General features: G+C 67.3%; 13 protein-coding genes and 1 riboswitch. Of the genes, 10 read left to right on the top strand and 3 right to left on the bottom strand.

What is annotated here, in order from left to right; all coding sequences use genetic code 11:
- Positions 1 to 92: 92 nt before the first annotated feature.
- Together C1927_RS17315 and thiC are read right to left on the bottom strand one after the other, a co-directional pair.
- Positions 93 to 764, bottom strand: a complete 672-nt coding sequence (locus C1927_RS17315) for an ion channel (protein ID WP_079223143.1) — start codon at positions 762 to 764, stop codon at positions 93 to 95.
- Positions 765 to 886: 122 nt separating this feature from the next.
- A complete protein-coding gene (thiC, locus tag C1927_RS17320; RefSeq protein WP_108747319.1) occupies positions 887 to 2,683 on the bottom strand; it encodes a phosphomethylpyrimidine synthase ThiC in 1,797 nt (598 codons plus the stop codon).
- An 83-nt stretch (positions 2,684 to 2,766) separates the two neighbouring features.
- Positions 2,767 to 2,868, bottom strand: a riboswitch (TPP riboswitch).
- A gap of 138 nt (positions 2,869 to 3,006) precedes the next feature.
- On the opposite strand from thiC, the gene C1927_RS17325 reads away from it, so the two are divergent.
- Positions 3,007 to 4,584, top strand: coding sequence for a BCCT family transporter (locus C1927_RS17325; protein WP_079223146.1), 1,578 nt, complete (start codon positions 3,007 to 3,009; stop codon positions 4,582 to 4,584).
- Positions 4,585 to 5,139: 555 nt separating this feature from the next.
- Here the strand turns inward: C1927_RS17325 and ggt are convergent.
- Positions 5,140 to 6,858 (bottom strand): gamma-glutamyltransferase, encoded by a 1,719-nt coding sequence (gene ggt / locus C1927_RS17330; protein WP_108747320.1) that lies wholly within the window; start codon positions 6,856 to 6,858, stop codon positions 5,140 to 5,142.
- Between the two features lie 726 nt (positions 6,859 to 7,584).
- On the opposite strand from ggt, the gene ilvC reads away from it, so the two are divergent.
- From ilvC to leuB, 9 genes are all read left to right on the top strand, one after another.
- Positions 7,585 to 8,559, top strand: a complete 975-nt coding sequence (gene ilvC / locus C1927_RS17335) for a ketol-acid reductoisomerase (RefSeq protein WP_079223148.1) — start codon at positions 7,585 to 7,587, stop codon at positions 8,557 to 8,559.
- Positions 8,560 to 8,597: 38 nt separating this feature from the next.
- On the top strand, positions 8,598 to 10,334 hold the full coding sequence (gene ilvG / locus C1927_RS17340) for an acetolactate synthase 2 catalytic subunit (protein ID WP_108747321.1): 1,737 nt from the start codon (positions 8,598 to 8,600) through the stop codon (positions 10,332 to 10,334).
- The gene (locus C1927_RS17345) at positions 10,318 to 10,566 is read left to right on the top strand and encodes an ACT domain-containing protein (protein WP_079223152.1); all 249 of its coding nucleotides are present in this window, start codon (positions 10,318 to 10,320) and stop codon (positions 10,564 to 10,566) included. Before ilvG ends, C1927_RS17345 begins: the two co-directional genes overlap by 17 nt.
- Positions 10,567 to 10,659: 93 nt before the next feature.
- On the top strand, positions 10,660 to 11,751 hold the full coding sequence (locus tag C1927_RS17350; protein ID WP_079223154.1) for a threonine dehydratase: 1,092 nt from the start codon (positions 10,660 to 10,662) through the stop codon (positions 11,749 to 11,751).
- Entirely contained in the window at positions 11,748 to 13,331 is a 1,584-nt protein-coding gene (locus C1927_RS17355) for a 2-isopropylmalate synthase (protein ID WP_079223156.1), read from the top strand. The genes C1927_RS17350 and C1927_RS17355 overlap by 4 nt, the downstream gene beginning before the upstream one ends.
- 10 nt (positions 13,332 to 13,341) lie before the next feature.
- Positions 13,342 to 14,115 carry a class I SAM-dependent methyltransferase gene (locus C1927_RS17360; RefSeq protein WP_108747322.1) on the top strand — a complete coding sequence of 258 codons (774 nt, stop codon included), beginning with the start codon at positions 13,342 to 13,344 and terminating at the stop codon, positions 14,113 to 14,115.
- A 60-nt stretch (positions 14,116 to 14,175) separates the two neighbouring features.
- Positions 14,176 to 15,594, top strand: coding sequence for a 3-isopropylmalate dehydratase large subunit (gene leuC / locus C1927_RS17365; RefSeq protein ID WP_108747323.1), 1,419 nt, complete (start codon positions 14,176 to 14,178; stop codon positions 15,592 to 15,594).
- Positions 15,594 to 16,172, top strand: a complete 579-nt coding sequence (leuD, locus tag C1927_RS17370; protein WP_108747324.1) for a 3-isopropylmalate dehydratase small subunit — start codon at positions 15,594 to 15,596, stop codon at positions 16,170 to 16,172. Before leuC ends, leuD begins: the two co-directional genes overlap by 1 nt.
- The gene (gene leuB, locus C1927_RS17375) at positions 16,162 to 17,223 is read left to right on the top strand and encodes a 3-isopropylmalate dehydrogenase (RefSeq protein WP_108747325.1); all 1,062 of its coding nucleotides are present in this window, start codon (positions 16,162 to 16,164) and stop codon (positions 17,221 to 17,223) included. Before leuD ends, leuB begins: the two co-directional genes overlap by 11 nt.
- Positions 17,224 to 17,316 lie beyond the last annotated feature (93 nt).

Raw genomic sequence — 17,316 nt, forward strand, 5'->3', positions numbered from 1 at the left:
CGACATCAGGCTCTCTCTCGCCGACGCATTCACATAAGCAGCAACATCATTCGCGCCCTTTTGGGCGCGAAATTTTTATCTGACGTTCATTTTCAAAGCCGCCGGATCATGGTCAGGCCGACCAGTCGCGAAACCACCAGAGCGACGTACATAACCCCGGAAAACTGCTCCAGCATGACCAATGCGCGTGCCTGCGGATGCAGTGGAACCACGTCACTGAGCCCTACCCCGGACAGCAAGCTGAAGCTCAGATAAAGCAGTTCCATCCACGTGCGTTGAGGGCCCTCTCCGCTGCCCTGGAAACTGCCCGGATACCACTGCTGGCACACTGCAAATGCGAACGCGAATCCCCACGCGAGCAACGTGAACGTGGCACCGGCAGCGAACAGTTCATCGCGGGTGACCTTGTGGTCCTGCAGCATGTAGGCGATCAACGCGCCTGCCGTATAGAAATACAGCAGGCTTTCCAGCAGCTGCGCCGTGGTGCCCAGCGCCGGGCGGTCCAGCAGCGCACCGGCGATGGAGAACACCACTGACGGGATGGCCAGCACCAGCGCCAGCCATGTTCCCAGCGGGCTGCGTTGCACCACCCACAGCGCAAGGCCGAGCACGGCCATGCCGAACACGCCGAGTGCGGCACGCCCGCCTGCAGTGTCATCCAGCGCCGGGTACAGCAGCACGGCAATCAGCTGCGCACCCAGCAACCAGGCAGAAGGATGACGGCGGGCGATGGCCAGCCAGCGGGTGGTGATGGCAACGGGCATGGCGTCCTTCCCCTGGTCGATGGCGCGAGGATAGCCGGTGCGGCGTGGATGCGTGGTGGTAGCGCCGGGCCCATGCCCGGCGGTTTCCACAGACCGCTGCGCTCGCCGGGCATGGCCTGGCGCTACCGCTGCCAACCTGCCTCGGCGTAGTCGCGCACATCCTGGGTGATCTTCATCGAGCAGAAGTTCGGGCCACACATCGAACAGAAATGCGCCTGCTTGTGTGCATCCTTCGGCAACGTTTCGTCGTGGAAGGCCTTGGCCTTTTCCGGATCCAGGCCGAGGTGGAACTGGTCTTCCCAGCGGAACTCGAAGCGTGCCTTGCTCAGTGCGTTGTCGCGCACCTGCGCACCGGGATGGCCCTTGGCAAGGTCCGCCGCATGCGCTGCGATGCGATAGGCCATGATGCCGTCGCGCACGTCCTGGCGGTTGGGCAGTCCCAGGTGTTCCTTCGGCGTCACGTAGCAGAGCATCGCCGTGCCGAACCAGCCGATCATCGCCGCACCGATGGCACTGGTGATGTGGTCGTAGCCCGGTGCGATGTCGGTGGTCAGCGGCCCCAGCGTGTAGAACGGCGCTTCACCGCATTCGCGCAGCTGCTTGTCCATGTTTTCCTTGATCAGCTGCATCGGCACGTGGCCAGGGCCTTCGATCATGGTCTGCACATCGTGCTTCCAGGCGATCTTCGTCAGTTCGCCCAGCGTTTCCAGCTCTCCGAACTGTGCTGCGTCGTTGGCATCGGCAATGCAGCCCGGGCGCAGTCCATCGCCCAGCGAGAAGGTCACGTCGTAGGCCTTCATGATTTCGCAGATCTCTTCGAAATGCGTGTAGAGGAAGTTCTCTTTGCGGTGGGCCAGGCACCACTTGGCCATGATCGAGCCGCCGCGGCTGACGATGCCGGTCACCCGGCTGGCGGTGAGCGGCACATAGCGCAGCAGCACGCCGGCATGGATGGTGAAGTAATCCACGCCCTGCTCGGCCTGTTCGATCAGCGTGTCGCGGAAGATCTCCCACGTCAGCGCTTCGGCGCGGCCGTCGACCTTCTCCAGCGCCTGGTAGATCGGCACCGTGCCGATCGCCACCGGCGAGTTGCGGATGATCCACTCGCGGGTTTCGTGGATGTGCTTGCCGGTGGACAGGTCCATCACGGTGTCGCCGCCCCAGCGGATTGCCCACACCAGCTTCTCCACCTCTTCGGCGATGCCCGAGGACACCGCGCTGTTGCCGATGTTGGCGTTGATCTTGGTGAGGAAGTTGCGGCCGATGATCATCGGCTCGCTTTCCGGGTGGTTGATGTTGTTGGGCAGCACCGCGCGCCCGCGGGCGATTTCATCGCGTACGAATTCGGGGGTGATGATGTTCTGGATGGCAGCGCCAAACGATTGCCCCGGATGCTGTCGCAGCAGCGCTGCATCACGGATCGCTTCCAGCCGCTGGTTTTCGCGGATGGCGACGAATTCCATTTCCGGCGTGATGATGCCGCGCCGCGCGTAATGCATCTGGGTGACGTTGGCACCGGCACGCGCACGCCGTGGCAGGCTGCGCGCCGGGAAACGCACGGGGTCGAGCTTTGCATCCTGCTCGCGGCCACGGCCGAACGCAGAGCTCAAGCCATCAAGCTGCTCGGTATCGCCACGCTCCTCCACCCAGCCACGGCGCAACGCCGGCAGCCCTGCAGAGAGATCGATCTGCACCTCTGGATCGGTGTACGGGCCGGACGTGTCGTAGACGGTGACCGGCGCGTTCTCGCCGCCGCCGAACAGCGCGGGCGTGCGCGCCAGCACGATCTCGCGCATGGGCACGCGCAGGTCCGGGCGTGAGCCGGGCACGTGGATCTTGCGCGAACCGGCAATCGGCTCGGTCACCGAGGCGGAGAGTTGCTGGGCCTGTTGCTGCAGGGCGGAAAGCTGTGCGTTCATCGGGCATCGTCCAGAAAGGTCAGGGACGAAGCGGCGGCGCACTGCGCACCGCGCCCGGACGGTCCTTGGGCGGACTCCGGGCACGGCTGCACTGCAAAGCTTCCCTACGCCGGTATGAGCCGGATCAGGTTCCAAGGGACTATCTCAACCGCGACCACCAGGCCGCGGTACCCCCGCTTCTTGCCGCGCATTAGAACACAGAGCGACCGTCGTTAACGGAACGATGACATTCCGTTCAGTAACGTGATGCGGTGCCGCATGCGCGGTACTCGCTGCAAGCTCTGGCTCGCTCCCCTCAATCCCTTGATCGGAGAAGCTCCTTCATGGTGTTTCGCGTTTCCATTGCACTGGTCCTGCTGCTGGTGCTGCTCGCCGGTGTGGCTCCCGGCCCCTTCAACAGCGTCGTGCAGAGCATCCTCGGCGAACTCATCCGCGGCATCGGCTGGCTGTACCTGCTGGTGGTGTTTCTCGCGCTGGTGTTCCTGATGTACCTGGCGTTCGGCCGCTTCGGCAACCTGCGTATCGGCGGCGAAGATGCCGAACCCGAATTCTCGCGCGCCAGCTGGATGTCGATGCTGTTCGCCGCCGGCATGGGCATCGGCCTGGTGTTCTGGGGCGCGGCCGAGCCCATCTCGCACTTCAGCAAGCCACCGGAAGGGCTGGCGCCTGAAAGCATGGAAGCGGCGCGCGCTTCGATGCGCTACGCGTTCTTCCACTGGGGCCTGCACCCGTGGGCGATCTACGCACTGATCGGCCTGGCGATGGCCTGGTTCCAGTTCAACCGCAACGGACGCGGCCTGGTCAGCGACATGCTGCAGCCGATCATCGGCCGCCACCACCGCGGCTGGATCGGCAAGGTGGTGAACATCGCCGCCGTCGTCGCCACCGCGATCGGCGTCGCCACCACGCTGGGCTTCGGCACCATCCAGATCGGCGCGGGCGTGGAGCGCATCTTCGGCCTGCATGCCGGCGTGCCCCTGCAGCTGACCATCATCGCGGTGGCGTTCGTGCTGTACATGGCGTCCACGCTGAGTGGCGTGGACAAGGGCATCAAGTGGTTGTCCAACTTCAACCTGGCGCTGGCGGCGTTGCTGCTGGCGCTGGTGCTGGTGCTCGGCCCGACCGGCGCGATCTTCAATACGTTCACCACCACGCTGGGATCCTACCTCAACCAACTGGTGACGATGAGCCTGCGCATGTCGCCGTTCTCGTCCAGCACGTGGGTGGCCGACTGGACGATCTTCTACTGGGCGTGGTGGATTTCCTGGGCACCGTTCGTGGGTTCGTTCATCGCCCGCATCTCGCGCGGGCGCAGCGTGCGTGAGTTCGTGGTGGGCGTGGTGCTGGCACCGACGCTGCTGGGCTTCTTCTGGTTCTCGGTGTTCGGCGGCACGGCCATCTGGTCGCAGATCTTCGGCCATGCCGATCTGGTGCAGGCGCTGGGCAATGGCTACGAGACCGTGCTGTTCACCCTGTTCGACAGCATGCCGCTGCCGTTGCTGCTGTCGTGCATCGCGCTGGTGCTGCTGATGATCTTCTTCGTGACCTCGGCCGATTCGGCAGTGCTGGTACTGGCCAGCATGTCGACCGACGAAGCGGGCGATCCGCCGCTGAAGCGCAAGCTGGCCTGGGGCGTGGGCATTGCGCTGATTGCAGGGGCGCTGCTGCTGGCCGGCGGCCTGGATGCGCTGCAGGGGATGATCACGATCGCGGCGCTGCCGTTCGCGCTGCTGATGGTGCTGGTGATGGTGTCGCTGTACCGGGTGCTGGATGAGGAGTACACGCGGGAGCGGCGGCAGGCGCTGCGGCAGCGGCACATGATCGATGCGTGGATAGCGCGCGAGATGGCGGCGCAGGAAGAGACGCAGGCGGAGGCGGCGCGCGCGCAGGATTCGGATTGAGGGTGTTTTTGCAGGGCTTGCAGCCCTGCACCTGCTCAATGCAACGGCGACGGCAACGGCAGAAGCGGCTCTGGGTTTCTGCTGGTTGGGCGGGGCGGTGTGGGTGGGCAGGACACGCCGTAAACCCGTCCCTGGGGGCTCGATGGCGCCATCCATGGCGCCAACGGTCCTGCCCACCCACACCGCCCCACCCCCGACAGTTTCCCGGTGACGGTTGGTTCTCCACGCCATGCGTGGATGAGGTGTATCGGAAAACAAGAAGGGGTCGGATCCGTTTTCCTGCGGAGAACGGATCCGACCCCAACCCAAAGCGCGCGGCTGTGGCTGTTGCTTTTGCCTTTGCTCTTCTTTTTTCTTTTCCTGCGGTGGCGGCCACGGAAACTGTCAGGGGCCGGGCGGGTGGGTTGGCTGGGGGCGTGAGCCGCATGGATGCGGCGACCGAGCCTACAGGGACGTATTTACGGCGTCCCCCAGACAATCCACCCGCCCGGCCAAGCCAAGCATCCCTGAAACCACCACCACCGCAGAGGGGGCTCAGCCCGTTGGCCGGGAACCTCAGTACCCCGCCGCCTGCCCATCCTTGCGACTCTCCGAAGCGCCGTAGTACACCCCGCTCTCCGGATCACGCATGATCGCCTGGTAGCCGCCATACGGGCCGTCGGCAAACACGATGCGATGCCCCTTGCGCATCAGCGCGCGCACCGTCTCGTACGGGAAGCCGGTTTCCAGGTTCACTTCGCCACCGTCACTCATCGCCGTCGCCTGCCCGGTCGGTTCGGTCGAGCCCTCGTGCTGGATGCGTGGCGCATCGCCGGCTTCCTGCAGGTTCATGCCGAAGTCCACCAGGTTCATCACGATCTGCGCGTGGCCCTGCGGCTGCATCGCGCCACCCATCACGCCGAAGCTGGCGTAGGGCTTGCCGTCCTTGGTGATGAAGCCCGGGATGATGGTCTGGAACGGGCGCTTGCCCGGTGCGTAGCCATTGGGGTGGTTCTTCTGCAGCACGAACATCTCGCCGCGGTCCTGCAGGATGAAGCCCAGCCCCGGCGGTGCCATGCCGCTGCCCATGCCGCGGTAGTTGGACTGGATCAGCGACACCATCATGCCGTCGGCGTCCGCCACGGTCATGTAGATCGTGTCACCCTCCTCCAGCTGCTTGGGCGTGCCCGGCTGCACTTCCTTCAGCGCCTTGTCCATCGAGATCAGCGCGCGGCGCTGCGCGGCGTACTCCTTGGAAATCAGCTTCTGCACCGGTGCCGGCTGGAAGGCCATGTCGGCGTAGAAGCGCGCGCGGTCGGCGAAGGCCAGCTTCTTGGCTTCGACGAACAGGTGCACGTGCTCGGGCGAGCCGAACGGAATCTTCGAGAAATCGTAGCCTTCCAGTACGTTGAGGATCTGCAGCGCGGCGATGCCCTGGCTGTTCGGCGGCAGCTCCCACACGTCATAGCCACGGTAGTTGCTGCTGACCGGTTCAACCCACTCGCCATGATGGTCGGCCATGTCCTGGTAGCTCAGGTAGCCGCCGTTGGCCTTGAAGTAGTCGCCGATGGTGTGGGCGATGGCGCCCTTGTAGAAGGCATCGCGGCCGCCGTCGGCAATCTGCTGCAGGGTGTTGGCCAGGTTCGGGTTCTTCCACATCTCGCCCTTGCGCGGGGCATGGCCGTTGATCGTGAACTGCTCCTTGAAACCGGGGTACTGCGAGAGCTTCGGTACCGAGCGGTCCCAGTAGTAGGCGATGACCTCGGCCACCGGGTGCCCCTCGCGGGCATAGCGGATGGCCGGGGCCAGGTTGTCGGCCATCGGCTTGCGGCCGAAGCGCTCGTGCAGGGCAAACCAGCCATCGACCGCGCCGGGTACGGACACCGGCAGCGGGCCGGTGGCGGGGATGTCCTTCAGGCCGCGACGCTGGAACTCGGCCAGGGTCAGCGACTTCGGCGAGCGGCCCGAGCCGTTGTAGCCGTACAGCTTCTGGGTCTTCGGATCCCAGACGATCGCGAACAGGTCACCGCCGACGCCATTGCCGGTCGGCTCCATCAGGCCCAGGGTGGCGTTGGCGGCGATGGCTGCATCGACGGCCGAGCCACCGGCCTTCATCACGTCCAGCGCGACCTGGGTGGCCAGCGGCTGCGAGGTCGCGGCCATGGCGTGCGGGGCGATCACCTCCGAGCGGGTGGCGAAGGTGTGGCCGGTGATGCGATCGGCGGCGGAAGCCAGGGTCGGCAGGGTCGCCAGCAGGGCGGCGGCAAGCAGGGAACGGGCAAGGCGTCGGGACACGGTCGGGTTCCGATGGAAGGGTGGTCCCCCGATCTTCGCCGTTGCGGCCTTCACGCGGTATCGGGCAGAGGTCATGGGCGGCGGCCGCATTCCGCCGGGCATGGCCCGGCGCTACCTGCGCAGGATCCGGTAGCGCAGGGCCGTGCCCGGCGAGCGCAGCGGCGAAAGACCCCCATTCCCGCGCAAAAAGACCCCCTGAAAAGAGTGAATTCTGGTTCACCAAAACACTTTCGCTGGAAACCATCCTTGTGCCACAAGCGATTGCGCCGGATGCAGCGGAAACCAAAAAAATATCCGTTGCCAGGGTTGACACTGCCGAATCGCCCATGTTTCTCTCGATCACATGTTGCACCACACCACGCCACCGCGAACCCACGTTGAAGCCGCCGACACCGGCGCCGCCTCGCTGCGTTCGATTCTCGTGCTCGTACTTATTACCCAACCAACAGGTGCGGGACGAGCCAGCGTGTAAGCAACAGACACACCGGAACTCGACAAAAACCCGCACCCGCCCCGGTGCGGGTTTTTTCATTTCAAGACCTGGTTTCAGACGCAACCACCATGAACACCGCCAACTGCAAAACCCGGACCTGCCACCCCACGACGCCTCGTGGTGGCTGTGCCCGTGCGACGCACGGCGCCTCCCCCACCGTTTTCCCCTGACCGGCCGGTACGTCGCTTCGACTGCCGGCCGTCTTTTTTCTTCCCACGCAAGGAACCTCCCCCATGAGCACCAACGAACTGCCCCAGACCAAGATCGCCGTCATCGGCTACGGCAGCCAGGGCCGCGCCCACGCACTGAACCTGCGCGAATCCGGCTTCGACGTGGTGGTAGGCCTGCGTCCGGGCGGCCCGACCGAAGCCAAGGCCCAGGCTGATGGCTTCAACGTGGTGGCACCGGCCGAAGCGGTGAAAGACGCTGACCTGGTCGCCGTGCTGACCCCGGACATGGTGCAGAAGAAGCTGTACAACGAGGTGCTGGCGCCGAACATGAAGCAGGGTGCCTGCCTGCTGTTCGCCCACGGCCTGAACGTGCATTACGGCATGATCGAACCGCGCGCCGACCTGGACGTGGTGCTGGTGGCGCCGAAGGGCCCGGGCGCGCTGGTCCGCCGCGAGTACGAGATCGGCCGCGGCGTGCCGTGCATCTGGGCGATCCACCAGGACGTCAGCGGCAATGCCGAACAGCATGCAAAGGCCTATGCGGCCGGCCTGGGCGGCGCCCGCGCCAACCTGATCCAGACCACCTTCAAGGAAGAAACCGAAACCGATCTGTTCGGCGAACAGGCGGTGCTGTGCGGCGGTGCCTCGGCACTGGTGCAGGCCGGCTTCGAGACCCTGGTGGAAGCCGGCTACCAGCCGGAAATCGCCTACTACGAAGTGCTGCACGAACTGAAGCTGATCGTGGACCTGTTCTACGAAGGCGGCATCTCGCGCATGCTGGAATTCGTCTCCGAGACCGCCCAGTACGGCGACTACGTCAGCGGCCCGCGCGTGATCGACGCCGGCACCAAGGAGCGCATGAAGGAAGTCCTGAAGGACATCCAGGACGGCACCTTCACCAAGAACTGGGTGGCCGAGTACGAAGCGGGCCTGCCGAACTACAACAAGTACAAGCAGGCCGACCTGGAGCACCCGATCGAGAAGGTAGGCAAGGAACTGCGCGCCAAGATGGTCTGGTTGCAAGGACAGGCCGCGTAACCACGCGGCCTCCCCCACCCGCTTTGCAAGGTTCCCCCATGAACTCTCCCACACACCGCAGCGCGCCGCCCAACGGCGCGCGCTGGCTGACCCAGGCGCTGGAGACCGAGGGCGTCCGTACGCTGTTCGGCTACCCCGGCGGCACCATCATGCCGTTCTACGACGCGCTGGTGGATTCGTCGCTGAAGCACATCCTGGTGCGCCACGAACAGGGTGCAGCGCTGGCGGCCAATGGCTTCGCCCGCGCCAGCGGCCAGGTTGGCGTCTGCGTGGCCACTTCCGGCCCCGGCGCGTCGAACCTGGTCACCGGCATCGCTGATGCGATGCTGGACTCGGTGCCGATGGTCTGCATCACCGGCCAGGTCGGCACCCCGCTGCTGGGTACCGATGCCTTCCAGGAACTGGATGTGTTCGGCCTGACCCTGCCCATCGTCAAGCACAGCTGGCTGGTGCGCAGCGTCGACGACCTGCCGCGCGTGGTTGCCGATGCCTTCCGCATCGCCCGCGAGGGCCGCCCCGGCCCGGTCCTGATCGACCTGCCCAAGGACGTGCAGCTGGCCGATGCCAGCCACCTGCCGGCGCACGTGCCGGCCAGTGTCGAACCGCCCGCGGCGGCGGCCGATGCAGCAATCGCTGAAGCCATCGCAGCACTGGCGGCGGCCGAAAAGCCGGTCGTCTACGCCGGCGGTGGCATTGCCCTGGGCGAAGCCGTGCAGGACCTGCGCGACTTCGTCGAGGCCAGCGCCATCCCCACCGTGATGACCCTGCGTGGCCTGGGCGCGCTGCCCCCGCAGCACCCGCAGTCGCTGGGCATGCTGGGCATGCACGGCACCCGCGCGGCCAACATGGCCGTGCAGGAAAGCGACCTGCTGCTGGTGCTGGGTGCGCGCTTCGATGATCGTGCCACCGGCAAGCTGGCCGAGTTCGCCCCGTTTGCCCGCGTGGTCCACATCGACGCCGATGCTTATGAGATCTCCAAGCTGCGCAGCGCCGATGTCGCGGTGCCGGGCAATGTCAGCCATGCCATCCGTGCCCTGCGTGCGGCCTTCCCCTCCCCCAAGGCCCACCAGGACGCATGGCGCAAGCGCTGTGCCCAGCACCGCGACCGCTTCGCCGCCCGCTACGACGCACCGGGCCAGCACATCTATGCCCCGGCGCTGCTGAAGCGGCTGAGCGAAGTGGCGCCGGCCGATGCGGTCATCGCCTGCGATGTCGGCCAGCACCAGATGTGGGTGGCCCAGCATTGCCGCTTCAACCACCCGCGCAACCACCTGACCAGTGGCGCGCTGGGCACCATGGGCTTCGGCCTGCCGGCGGCGATGGGCGCGCAGTTCGCCTGCCCCGACCGCACCGTGGTGCTGGTGTCCGGCGATGGCAGCTTCATGATGAACGTGCAGGAGCTGGCCACCATCGCCCGCTGCCGCCTGCCGGTGAAGATCGTGCTGCTGGACAACAGTTCGCTGGGCATGGTGCGGCAGTGGCAGGAACTGTTCTTCGCCGAGCGCTACAGCGAGATCGACCTGTCCGACAACCCGGACTTCGTGGCCCTGGCCAAGGTGTTCGGCATTGCGGCCACCCGCATCGACAACCGCGACGACGTGGAAGGCGGCCTGGCTGCACTGCTGGCCGAGCCCGGCCCGGCCCTGCTGCACGTGGCCATCGACGCGCGCGCCAACGTGTGGCCGCTGGTGCCGCCCAACACTGCCAACAGCACCATGCTGGAAAGCAACCCCGCCCACGTCCGCCAGGAGACCCCCAATGCAATACCGGCTTGACCTGGTGCTGCACCCGGCCGAAGGCGCGCTGCTGCGCGTGATCGGCATGGCCGAACGCCGCGGTTTCGCCCCGCGCGCGATCAGCGGCGCGCCGGTGGCCGCCGATGACGGACGCTGGCACCTGCAGCTGGTGGTCGATGGCCAGCGGCCGCCGGAAACGCTGTGCCGGCAGATGGAAAAAATCTACGACTGCGTGTCGGTACAGCTGACACCCGTGGAAGGAGCTGCATGATGAACACCCGTACCGTATCGACCACGGTGCCGGCACGGAGGCGTCTTCTTCGTCGCCCGTGCCCGCACGCGGCGGTCTCCCCGCTGGTGGCCCATGCCGGCCGCTGATGCCAGCAAGGAAAGCGATGTCGGCGACGTAAGCGTCGCCGACGTCCTGGCTGCGCAGGCCCGCCTGCGCCGCTTCCTGCCACCCACCCCGCTGCACCATGCCGAGCGCTTCGGCACCTGGCTGAAGCTGGAGAACCTGCAGCGCACCGGTTCCTACAAGGTGCGCGGCGCATTGAACGCCCTGCTGGCAGGCCGTGAACGCGGCGACACCCGCCCGGTGATCTGCGCCTCGGCCGGCAACCACGCCCAGGGCGTGGCCTGGGCCGCCTACCGCCTGGACGTGCCGGCCATCACCGTGATGCCGCACGGCGCACCGGCGACCAAGATCGCCGGCGTTGCCCACTGGGGCGCCACCGTGCGCCAGCACGGCAACAGCTATGACGAGGCCTTCGCCTTTGCCGTCGAGCTGGCGCAGCGCCACGGCTACCGCTTCCTGTCCGCCTTCGACGATGCCGACGTGATTGCCGGCCAGGGCACGGTCGGCATCGAGCTGGCGCCGCACGCGCCGGACGTGGTGATCGTGCCGATCGGCGGCGGCGGCCTGGCCTCCGGCGTGGCGCTGGCGCTGAAATCGCAGGGCGTGCGCATCATCGGCGCACAGGTCGAGGGCGTCGATTCGATGGCCCGCGCGATCCACGGTGATGTCAACGAGATCGCACCGGTGCCGTCGCTGGCCGACGGCGTGCGGGTGAAGGTGCCCGGTTACCTGACCCGCCGCCTGTGTGCCTCGCTGCTGGACGACGTGGTGATCGTGCGCGAAGCCGAACTGCGCGAAACCTTGGTCCGCCTGGCGCTGGAAGAACACATCATCGCCGAGGGCGCAGGCGCGCTGGCCCTGGCTGCGGGCCGCCGCGTGGCCGGCCGCCGCAAGTGCGCGGTGGTGTCCGGCGGCAACATCGATGCCGGCGTACTGGCCGGCCTGCTCACCGACATCCGCCCCCGGCCGCCGCGCAAACCGCGCCGGCGCCGCAGTGAAACCCCTCGCTCGCCCAGCAAGGCCAGCGCCCCCGCCTCCCCCACCTCTTCCCCTTCCAACCTGAAAGCCGTCGCGCCCGCTGTCGAGGAGATTTCCCTGTGACCACCATCGAACGAATTACCACCCCGCGCATCCGCATCTTCGACACCACCCTGCGTGACGGCGAGCAGTCCCCCGGCTGCAGCATGAGCCCGCCGCAGAAGCTGGTGATGGCGCGTGCGCTGGACGAACTGGGCGTGGACATCATCGAGACCGGCTTCCCGGCCAGCTCGCAGTCCGACCGCGAAGCGATGGCCCTGATCGGCCGTGAGCTGCGCCGCCCCGGCCTGACCCTGGCCGTGCTGTCGCGCTGCCTGCAGGCCGACATCGAAACCTCCGCACGCGCACTGGAAGCCGCAGCCAACCCGCGCCTGCACCTGTTCCTGTCGACCAGCCCGCTGCACCGCGAGCACAAGCTGCGCATGACCCGCGAACAGGTGCTGGAATCGGTACGCAAGCACGTCACCCTGGCCCGCACCTATGTGGACGATGTCGAGTTCTCGGCCGAGGATGCCACCCGTACCGAGCTGGATTACCTGATCGAGGTTTCGCGCGCGGCGATCGCGGCCGGTGCCACCACCATCAACCTGCCCGACACCGTCGGCTTCACCACGCCGGAAGAGATCCGCGCGATGTTCCAGCAGGTCATCGCCGGCGTGGCCGACGTGCCGAACGCGGCCAACGTGATCTTCAGCGCGCACTGCCACAACGACCTGGGCCTGGCCGTGGCCAACTCGCTGGCGGCCGTCGAGGGTGGCGCGCGCCAGGTCGAGTGCACCATCAACGGCATCGGCGAACGCGCCGGCAACTGCTCGCTGGAAGAAATCGCCATGGTGCTGAAGGTGCGCCAGGCTTTCTACGAGCAGGACACCGCGATCAACACCCCGCGCATCGTCGGCACCTCGCAGCTGCTGCAGCGCCTGGTCGGCATGCCGGTCCAGCGCAACAAGGCCATCGTCGGCGCCAATGCCTTCGCCCATGAATCGGGCATCCACCAGCACGGCATGCTGCGCCACCGCGGCACCTACGAAATCATGCGCCCGGAAGACGTGGGCTGGGAGGATTCGCAGATGGTGCTGGGCCGCCACAGTGGCCGCGCCGCCGTCGAATCGCGCCTGCGTGCGCTGGGCTTCTGGCTGGAAGAAGACGAACTGAAGCTGGTCTTCGAGCAGTTCAAGGCGATGTGCGAGCAGCAGCGCGTGGTCACCGATGCCGACCTGCAGACCTTGATGCAGGGCGGCGCCAACAACCAGGGCTACCGCCTGGCCTCGATGACCATCAGCGACGTCGGCAGCCGCGCCAACGCCCTGGTCGAACTGTCCGACCCGGAAGGCAACCGCGTGGCCGAAACCGCACAGGGCGATGGCCCGGTCGACGCCCTGTTCGGCGCGCTGTCCTCGGCCACCGGCGTGCAGCTGCAGCTGGACAGCTACCAGGTGCACAGCGTCGGCATCGGTGCCGATGCACGCGGCGAAGCCAACCTGAGCGTGCGCCACGAAGGCGTGGAGTACGACGGCACCGGCACCAGCAAGGACATCATCGAAGCCTCTGCCCTGGCCTGGCTGGACGTGGCCAACCGCCTGCTGCGCCAGCGCCAGGCGGCCACCAGCAGCACCGAAACCCCGACCGCCGCCACTGCCTGAGGAACCTGAGATGAGCGCCTTCGACACCCCCACCCCGGCCGCTGGCCAGCAGTGGAACGCCCAGGACTATGCGATCGATGCCGGCTTCGTGCCGCTGCTCGGCGGTGCGGTGTCGCGCCTGCTCGACCCGCGCACCGGTGAACGCATCCTCGACCTGGGCTGTGGCGATGGCGTGCTCAGCACCGAACTGGCCCTGAGCGGTGCGCGCATCCACGGCGTGGATGCCTCGCCGGAACTGGTCAATGCCGCCCGCGCGCGTGGTGTCGATGCGCAGGTGATGGATGGCCACGCGCTGACCTTCAACGCGGAGTTCGATGCGGTGTTCAGCAATGCCGCGCTGCATTGGATGGGCAACCCGGACCGCGTGCTGGAAGGCGTGCGCCGTGCCCTGCGTCCCGGTGGCCGCTTCGTCGCCGAGTTCGGCGGCCATGGCAACGTGGCCACGATCATCGCTGCGGTGCAGGCCGCACGCGTGGCCCACGGCCACGGCGCCAGTGCGTTCCAGTGGTATTTCCCCACCGCCGATGCCTACGCCGACCGCCTGCGCCAGCATGGCTTCCAGGTGCAGCTGATCGAAACCACGCCGCGCCCGACCGCGCTGCCCACCGGCGGCGCCGGCTGGCTGCGGGTGTTCGCCGCGCCGCTGCTGGACGACCTGCCGGCCGCCGCCCGCAGCACGGTGCGCGAAGCGGCTGCGGCCCTGCTGGACGACCTGCCGCGCAACGCAGCCGGGCAGCCGCTGGCCGACTATGTGCGCCTGCGCGTGCTCGCCCGCCGTCGCTGACTTGACCGTTCCGCTTTCTTTACTGATGTTCGTTCTTTCGTACTTCTGCCAGGCATACGCATGACTTCCGCACCCCGCACCCTGTACGACAAACTGTGGGACGCCCACGTGGTGGTTCCCGAATCCGACAGCGCCCCCGCCGTGCTGTACATCGACCTGCACCTGATCCACGAGGTCACCTCGCCGCAGGCCTTCACCGAGCTGCGTTCGCGCGGCCTGGCGCCGCGCCGCCCGGATCGCACCAAGGCAACGATGGACCATTCCACCCCGACCCTGCCGGCCGGTGCCGACGGCAAGCTGCCCTACGCCAGCGCCGCCTCCGAAGCGCAGGTCGCCACCCTGGCGCGCAACTGCGCCGAGCACGGCATCGAACTGTTCGACATGGCCTCGGACAACCGCGGCATCGTCCACGTCATCGCCCCGGAGCAGGGTTTCACCCAGCCCGGCATGACCATCGTCTGCGGTGACAGCCACACCTCCACCCACGGTGCATTCGGTTCGCTGGCCTTCGGCATCGGCACCAGCGAAGTCGGCCACGTGCTGGCCACCCAGTGCCTGCTGCAGCGCAAAGCGAAGACGTTCGCGATCACCGTTGATGGACCGCTGGCACCCGGCGTCGGCGCCAAGGACGTGGTCCTGCACATCATCGGCGTGATCGGCGTCAACGGTGGCACCGGCCACGTCATCGAGTTCCGCGGCAGCACCATCGAAGCGATGGACATGGAACAGCGCATGACCCTGTGCAACATGTCGATCGAAGCCGGTGCGCGTGCCGGCATGGTCGCCCCGGACCAGGTCACCTTCGACTTCGTGGCCGCTACCCCGCGCGGCCCCAAGGGCGCAGACTTCGACGCCGCGGTGGCGCGCTGGCAGCAGCTGCGCAGTGATGAAGGCGCACGCTTCGACAGCGAAGTGCGCATCGATGCCGCCGACATCCGCCCGACCCTGACCTGGGGCACCCACCCGGGCACCGCCATCGCCGTGGACACGCCCATTCCGGCCGCCAACGATGCCGCCGCACAGAAGGGCCTGGACTACATGCACTTCCAGGCCGGAAAGGCCTTGGCAGGGACCCCGGTGGACGTGGTGTTCGTCGGCTCGTGCACCAACGGCCGCCTGAGCGACATGCGCGAAGTGGCGCAGGTGCTGCGTGGCCGCCACGTTGCCGAGGGCGTGCGCATGCTGGTGGTGCCGGGCTCGGAAATCGTCAAGCGCCAGGCCGAGGCCGAAGGCATCCATGAGATCGTGCGCGCGGCCGGTGCCGAATGGCGCGAGCCGGGCTGCTCGATGTGCATCGCCATGAACGGCGACCTGGTCGCCCCCGGCCAGCTGGCCGTGAGCACCAGCAACCGCAACTTCGAGGGCCGCCAGGGCCCGGGGTCGCGCACCCTGCTGGCCTCGCCGATGAGTGCGGCGTGGGCGGCGGTGAAGGGCCAGGTGGCCGACACCCGCGAACTGTTCGCACAGGAGGTGGCGTGATGGCCGGTTTCCGTACCCTGACCTCGTCCAGCGTGGTGCTGGCGCAGACCAACATCGACACCGACCAGATCATTCCGGCTCGGTTCCTGTCCACCACCGAACGTGCCGGCCTGGGCCGCAACGCGTTCAATGACTGGCGCTGGCAGGCCGACGGCTCGCCGGTGCCCGGCTTCGCCTTCAACCAGCCGCACAACGCTGGCCGCAGCATCCTGCTGGCCGGCCGCAACTTCGGCTGTGGCTCCTCGCGCGAGCATGCGCCGTGGGCGCTGACCGACCTGGGCCTGCGTGCCATCGTCAGCAGCGAGATCGCCGACATCTTCCGCGGCAACTCGCTGAAGAACGGCCTGCTGCCGATCGTGCTGGACGAAGCCGACGTGCAGGCGCTGATGCAGCGCCCGGACGATGAACTGACCATCGACGTCGCCGCGCGCGAGCTGCGCACGCCCGACGGCCGCGTCTATTCCTTCCCGCTGGACGGCTTCTCGCAGACCTGCCTGCTGGAAGGCGTGGACCAGTTGGGGTATCTGTTGGGCCGTGTCCCTGAAATCGAACGTTACGAGAGTGAGCATGCACGCTGAAATTGTTGTCCTGCCCGGTGATGGCATCGGCCCGGAAGTGGCCGCCGCTGCGGTTGCCGTCCTGAAGGCCGTCGCCGAACGCTTCAACCACAGCTTCTCCTTCAGTGAGCACGACATCGGTGGCATCGCCATCGACCGCCACGGCGAACCGCTGCCGGCCGCCACCCTGGCCGCCTGCCAGGCCGCCAACGCGGTGCTGCTGGGCGCGGTAGGTGGCCCGAAGTGGTCCGACCCGAACGCCAAGGTGCGCCCGGAACAGGGCCTGCTGGCGATCCGCAAGGCGCTGGGCCTGTACGCCAACCTGCGCCCGGTGCGCACCCATGAAGCCGCACTGCACGCCTCGCCGATCAAGGCCGAGCTGCTGCAGGGCGTGGACTTCGTGGTGGTGCGCGAGCTGACCGGCGGCATCTACTTCGGCGACAAGACCCGCGACGCCGACAGCGCCAGCGACCTGTGCCGCTATACCGTGGCCGAGATCGAGCGCGTGCTGCGCAGCGCCTTCCGCCTGGCCCAGCAGCGCCGCGGCAAGGTCACTTCGGTGGACAAGGCCAACGTGCTGGAGACCTCGCGCCTGTGGCGTGACGTGGCCGCGCGCATCGGCCGCGAGGAGTTCCCGGACGTGGCGCTGGAACACCAGCTGGTCGACTCGATGGCCATGCACCTGCTGGCCAAGCCGCGCGAGTACGATGTGATCGTCACCGAGAACATGTTCGGCGACATCCTCACCGACGAAGCGTCGATGCTGGCCGGTTCGCTGGGCCTGCTGCCGTCGGCTTCGCTGGGCGAGCCGGGCGCGGTGGGCATCTACGAACCCATCCACGGATCGGCACCGGACATCGCCGGCAAGGGCATCGCCAATCCCTACGCGACGATCTTCAGCGCCGCCATGCTGCTGCGCCACTCGCTGGGCCTGGACGCCGAAGCCGCTGCGGTGGAAGCCGCCGTGCATGCGGTGCTGGATGACGGCGTGTTCACCGCCGACCTCGCGGCCAAGGGCCAGGCGGTCAGCACCGCTGCTGCCACCGACGCGGTGCTCGCCAAGCTGCGCTGACACCTGAAAGGGGTCGGATCCTTTTCCACCGGAAAAGGCTCTGGCCCCACCTTCATGCCGACCGCGCAGCCGCCGCCCCGCACAGGCCTCAAT

The sequence above is a fragment of the Stenotrophomonas sp. ZAC14D1_NAIMI4_1 genome, from assembly GCF_003086775.1.
Taxonomy (GTDB): Bacteria; Pseudomonadota; Gammaproteobacteria; order Xanthomonadales; family Xanthomonadaceae; genus Stenotrophomonas.

Bases quoted from the DNA above. Each gene is read 5' to 3' on its own strand.
- C1927_RS17315 (WP_079223143.1), bottom strand. From the start codon at position 764: ATGCCCGTTGCCATCACCACCCGCTGGCTGGCCATCGCCCGCCGTCAT.
- thiC (WP_108747319.1), bottom strand. From the start codon at position 2,683: ATGAACGCACAGCTTTCCGCCCTGCAGCAACAGGCCCAGCAACTCTCC.
- C1927_RS17325 (WP_079223146.1), top strand. From the start codon at position 3,007: ATGGTGTTTCGCGTTTCCATTGCACTGGTCCTGCTGCTGGTGCTGCTC.
- ilvC (WP_079223148.1), top strand. From the start codon at position 7,585: ATGAGCACCAACGAACTGCCCCAGACCAAGATCGCCGTCATCGGCTAC.
- ilvG (WP_108747321.1), top strand. From the start codon at position 8,598: ATGAACTCTCCCACACACCGCAGCGCGCCGCCCAACGGCGCGCGCTGG.
- C1927_RS17345 (WP_079223152.1), top strand. From the start codon at position 10,318: ATGCAATACCGGCTTGACCTGGTGCTGCACCCGGCCGAAGGCGCGCTG.
- C1927_RS17350 (WP_079223154.1), top strand. From the start codon at position 10,660: ATGCCGGCCGCTGATGCCAGCAAGGAAAGCGATGTCGGCGACGTAAGC.
- C1927_RS17360 (WP_108747322.1), top strand. From the start codon at position 13,342: ATGAGCGCCTTCGACACCCCCACCCCGGCCGCTGGCCAGCAGTGGAAC.
- leuC (WP_108747323.1), top strand. From the start codon at position 14,176: ATGACTTCCGCACCCCGCACCCTGTACGACAAACTGTGGGACGCCCAC.
- leuD (WP_108747324.1), top strand. From the start codon at position 15,594: ATGGCCGGTTTCCGTACCCTGACCTCGTCCAGCGTGGTGCTGGCGCAG.
- leuB (WP_108747325.1), top strand. From the start codon at position 16,162: ATGCACGCTGAAATTGTTGTCCTGCCCGGTGATGGCATCGGCCCGGAA.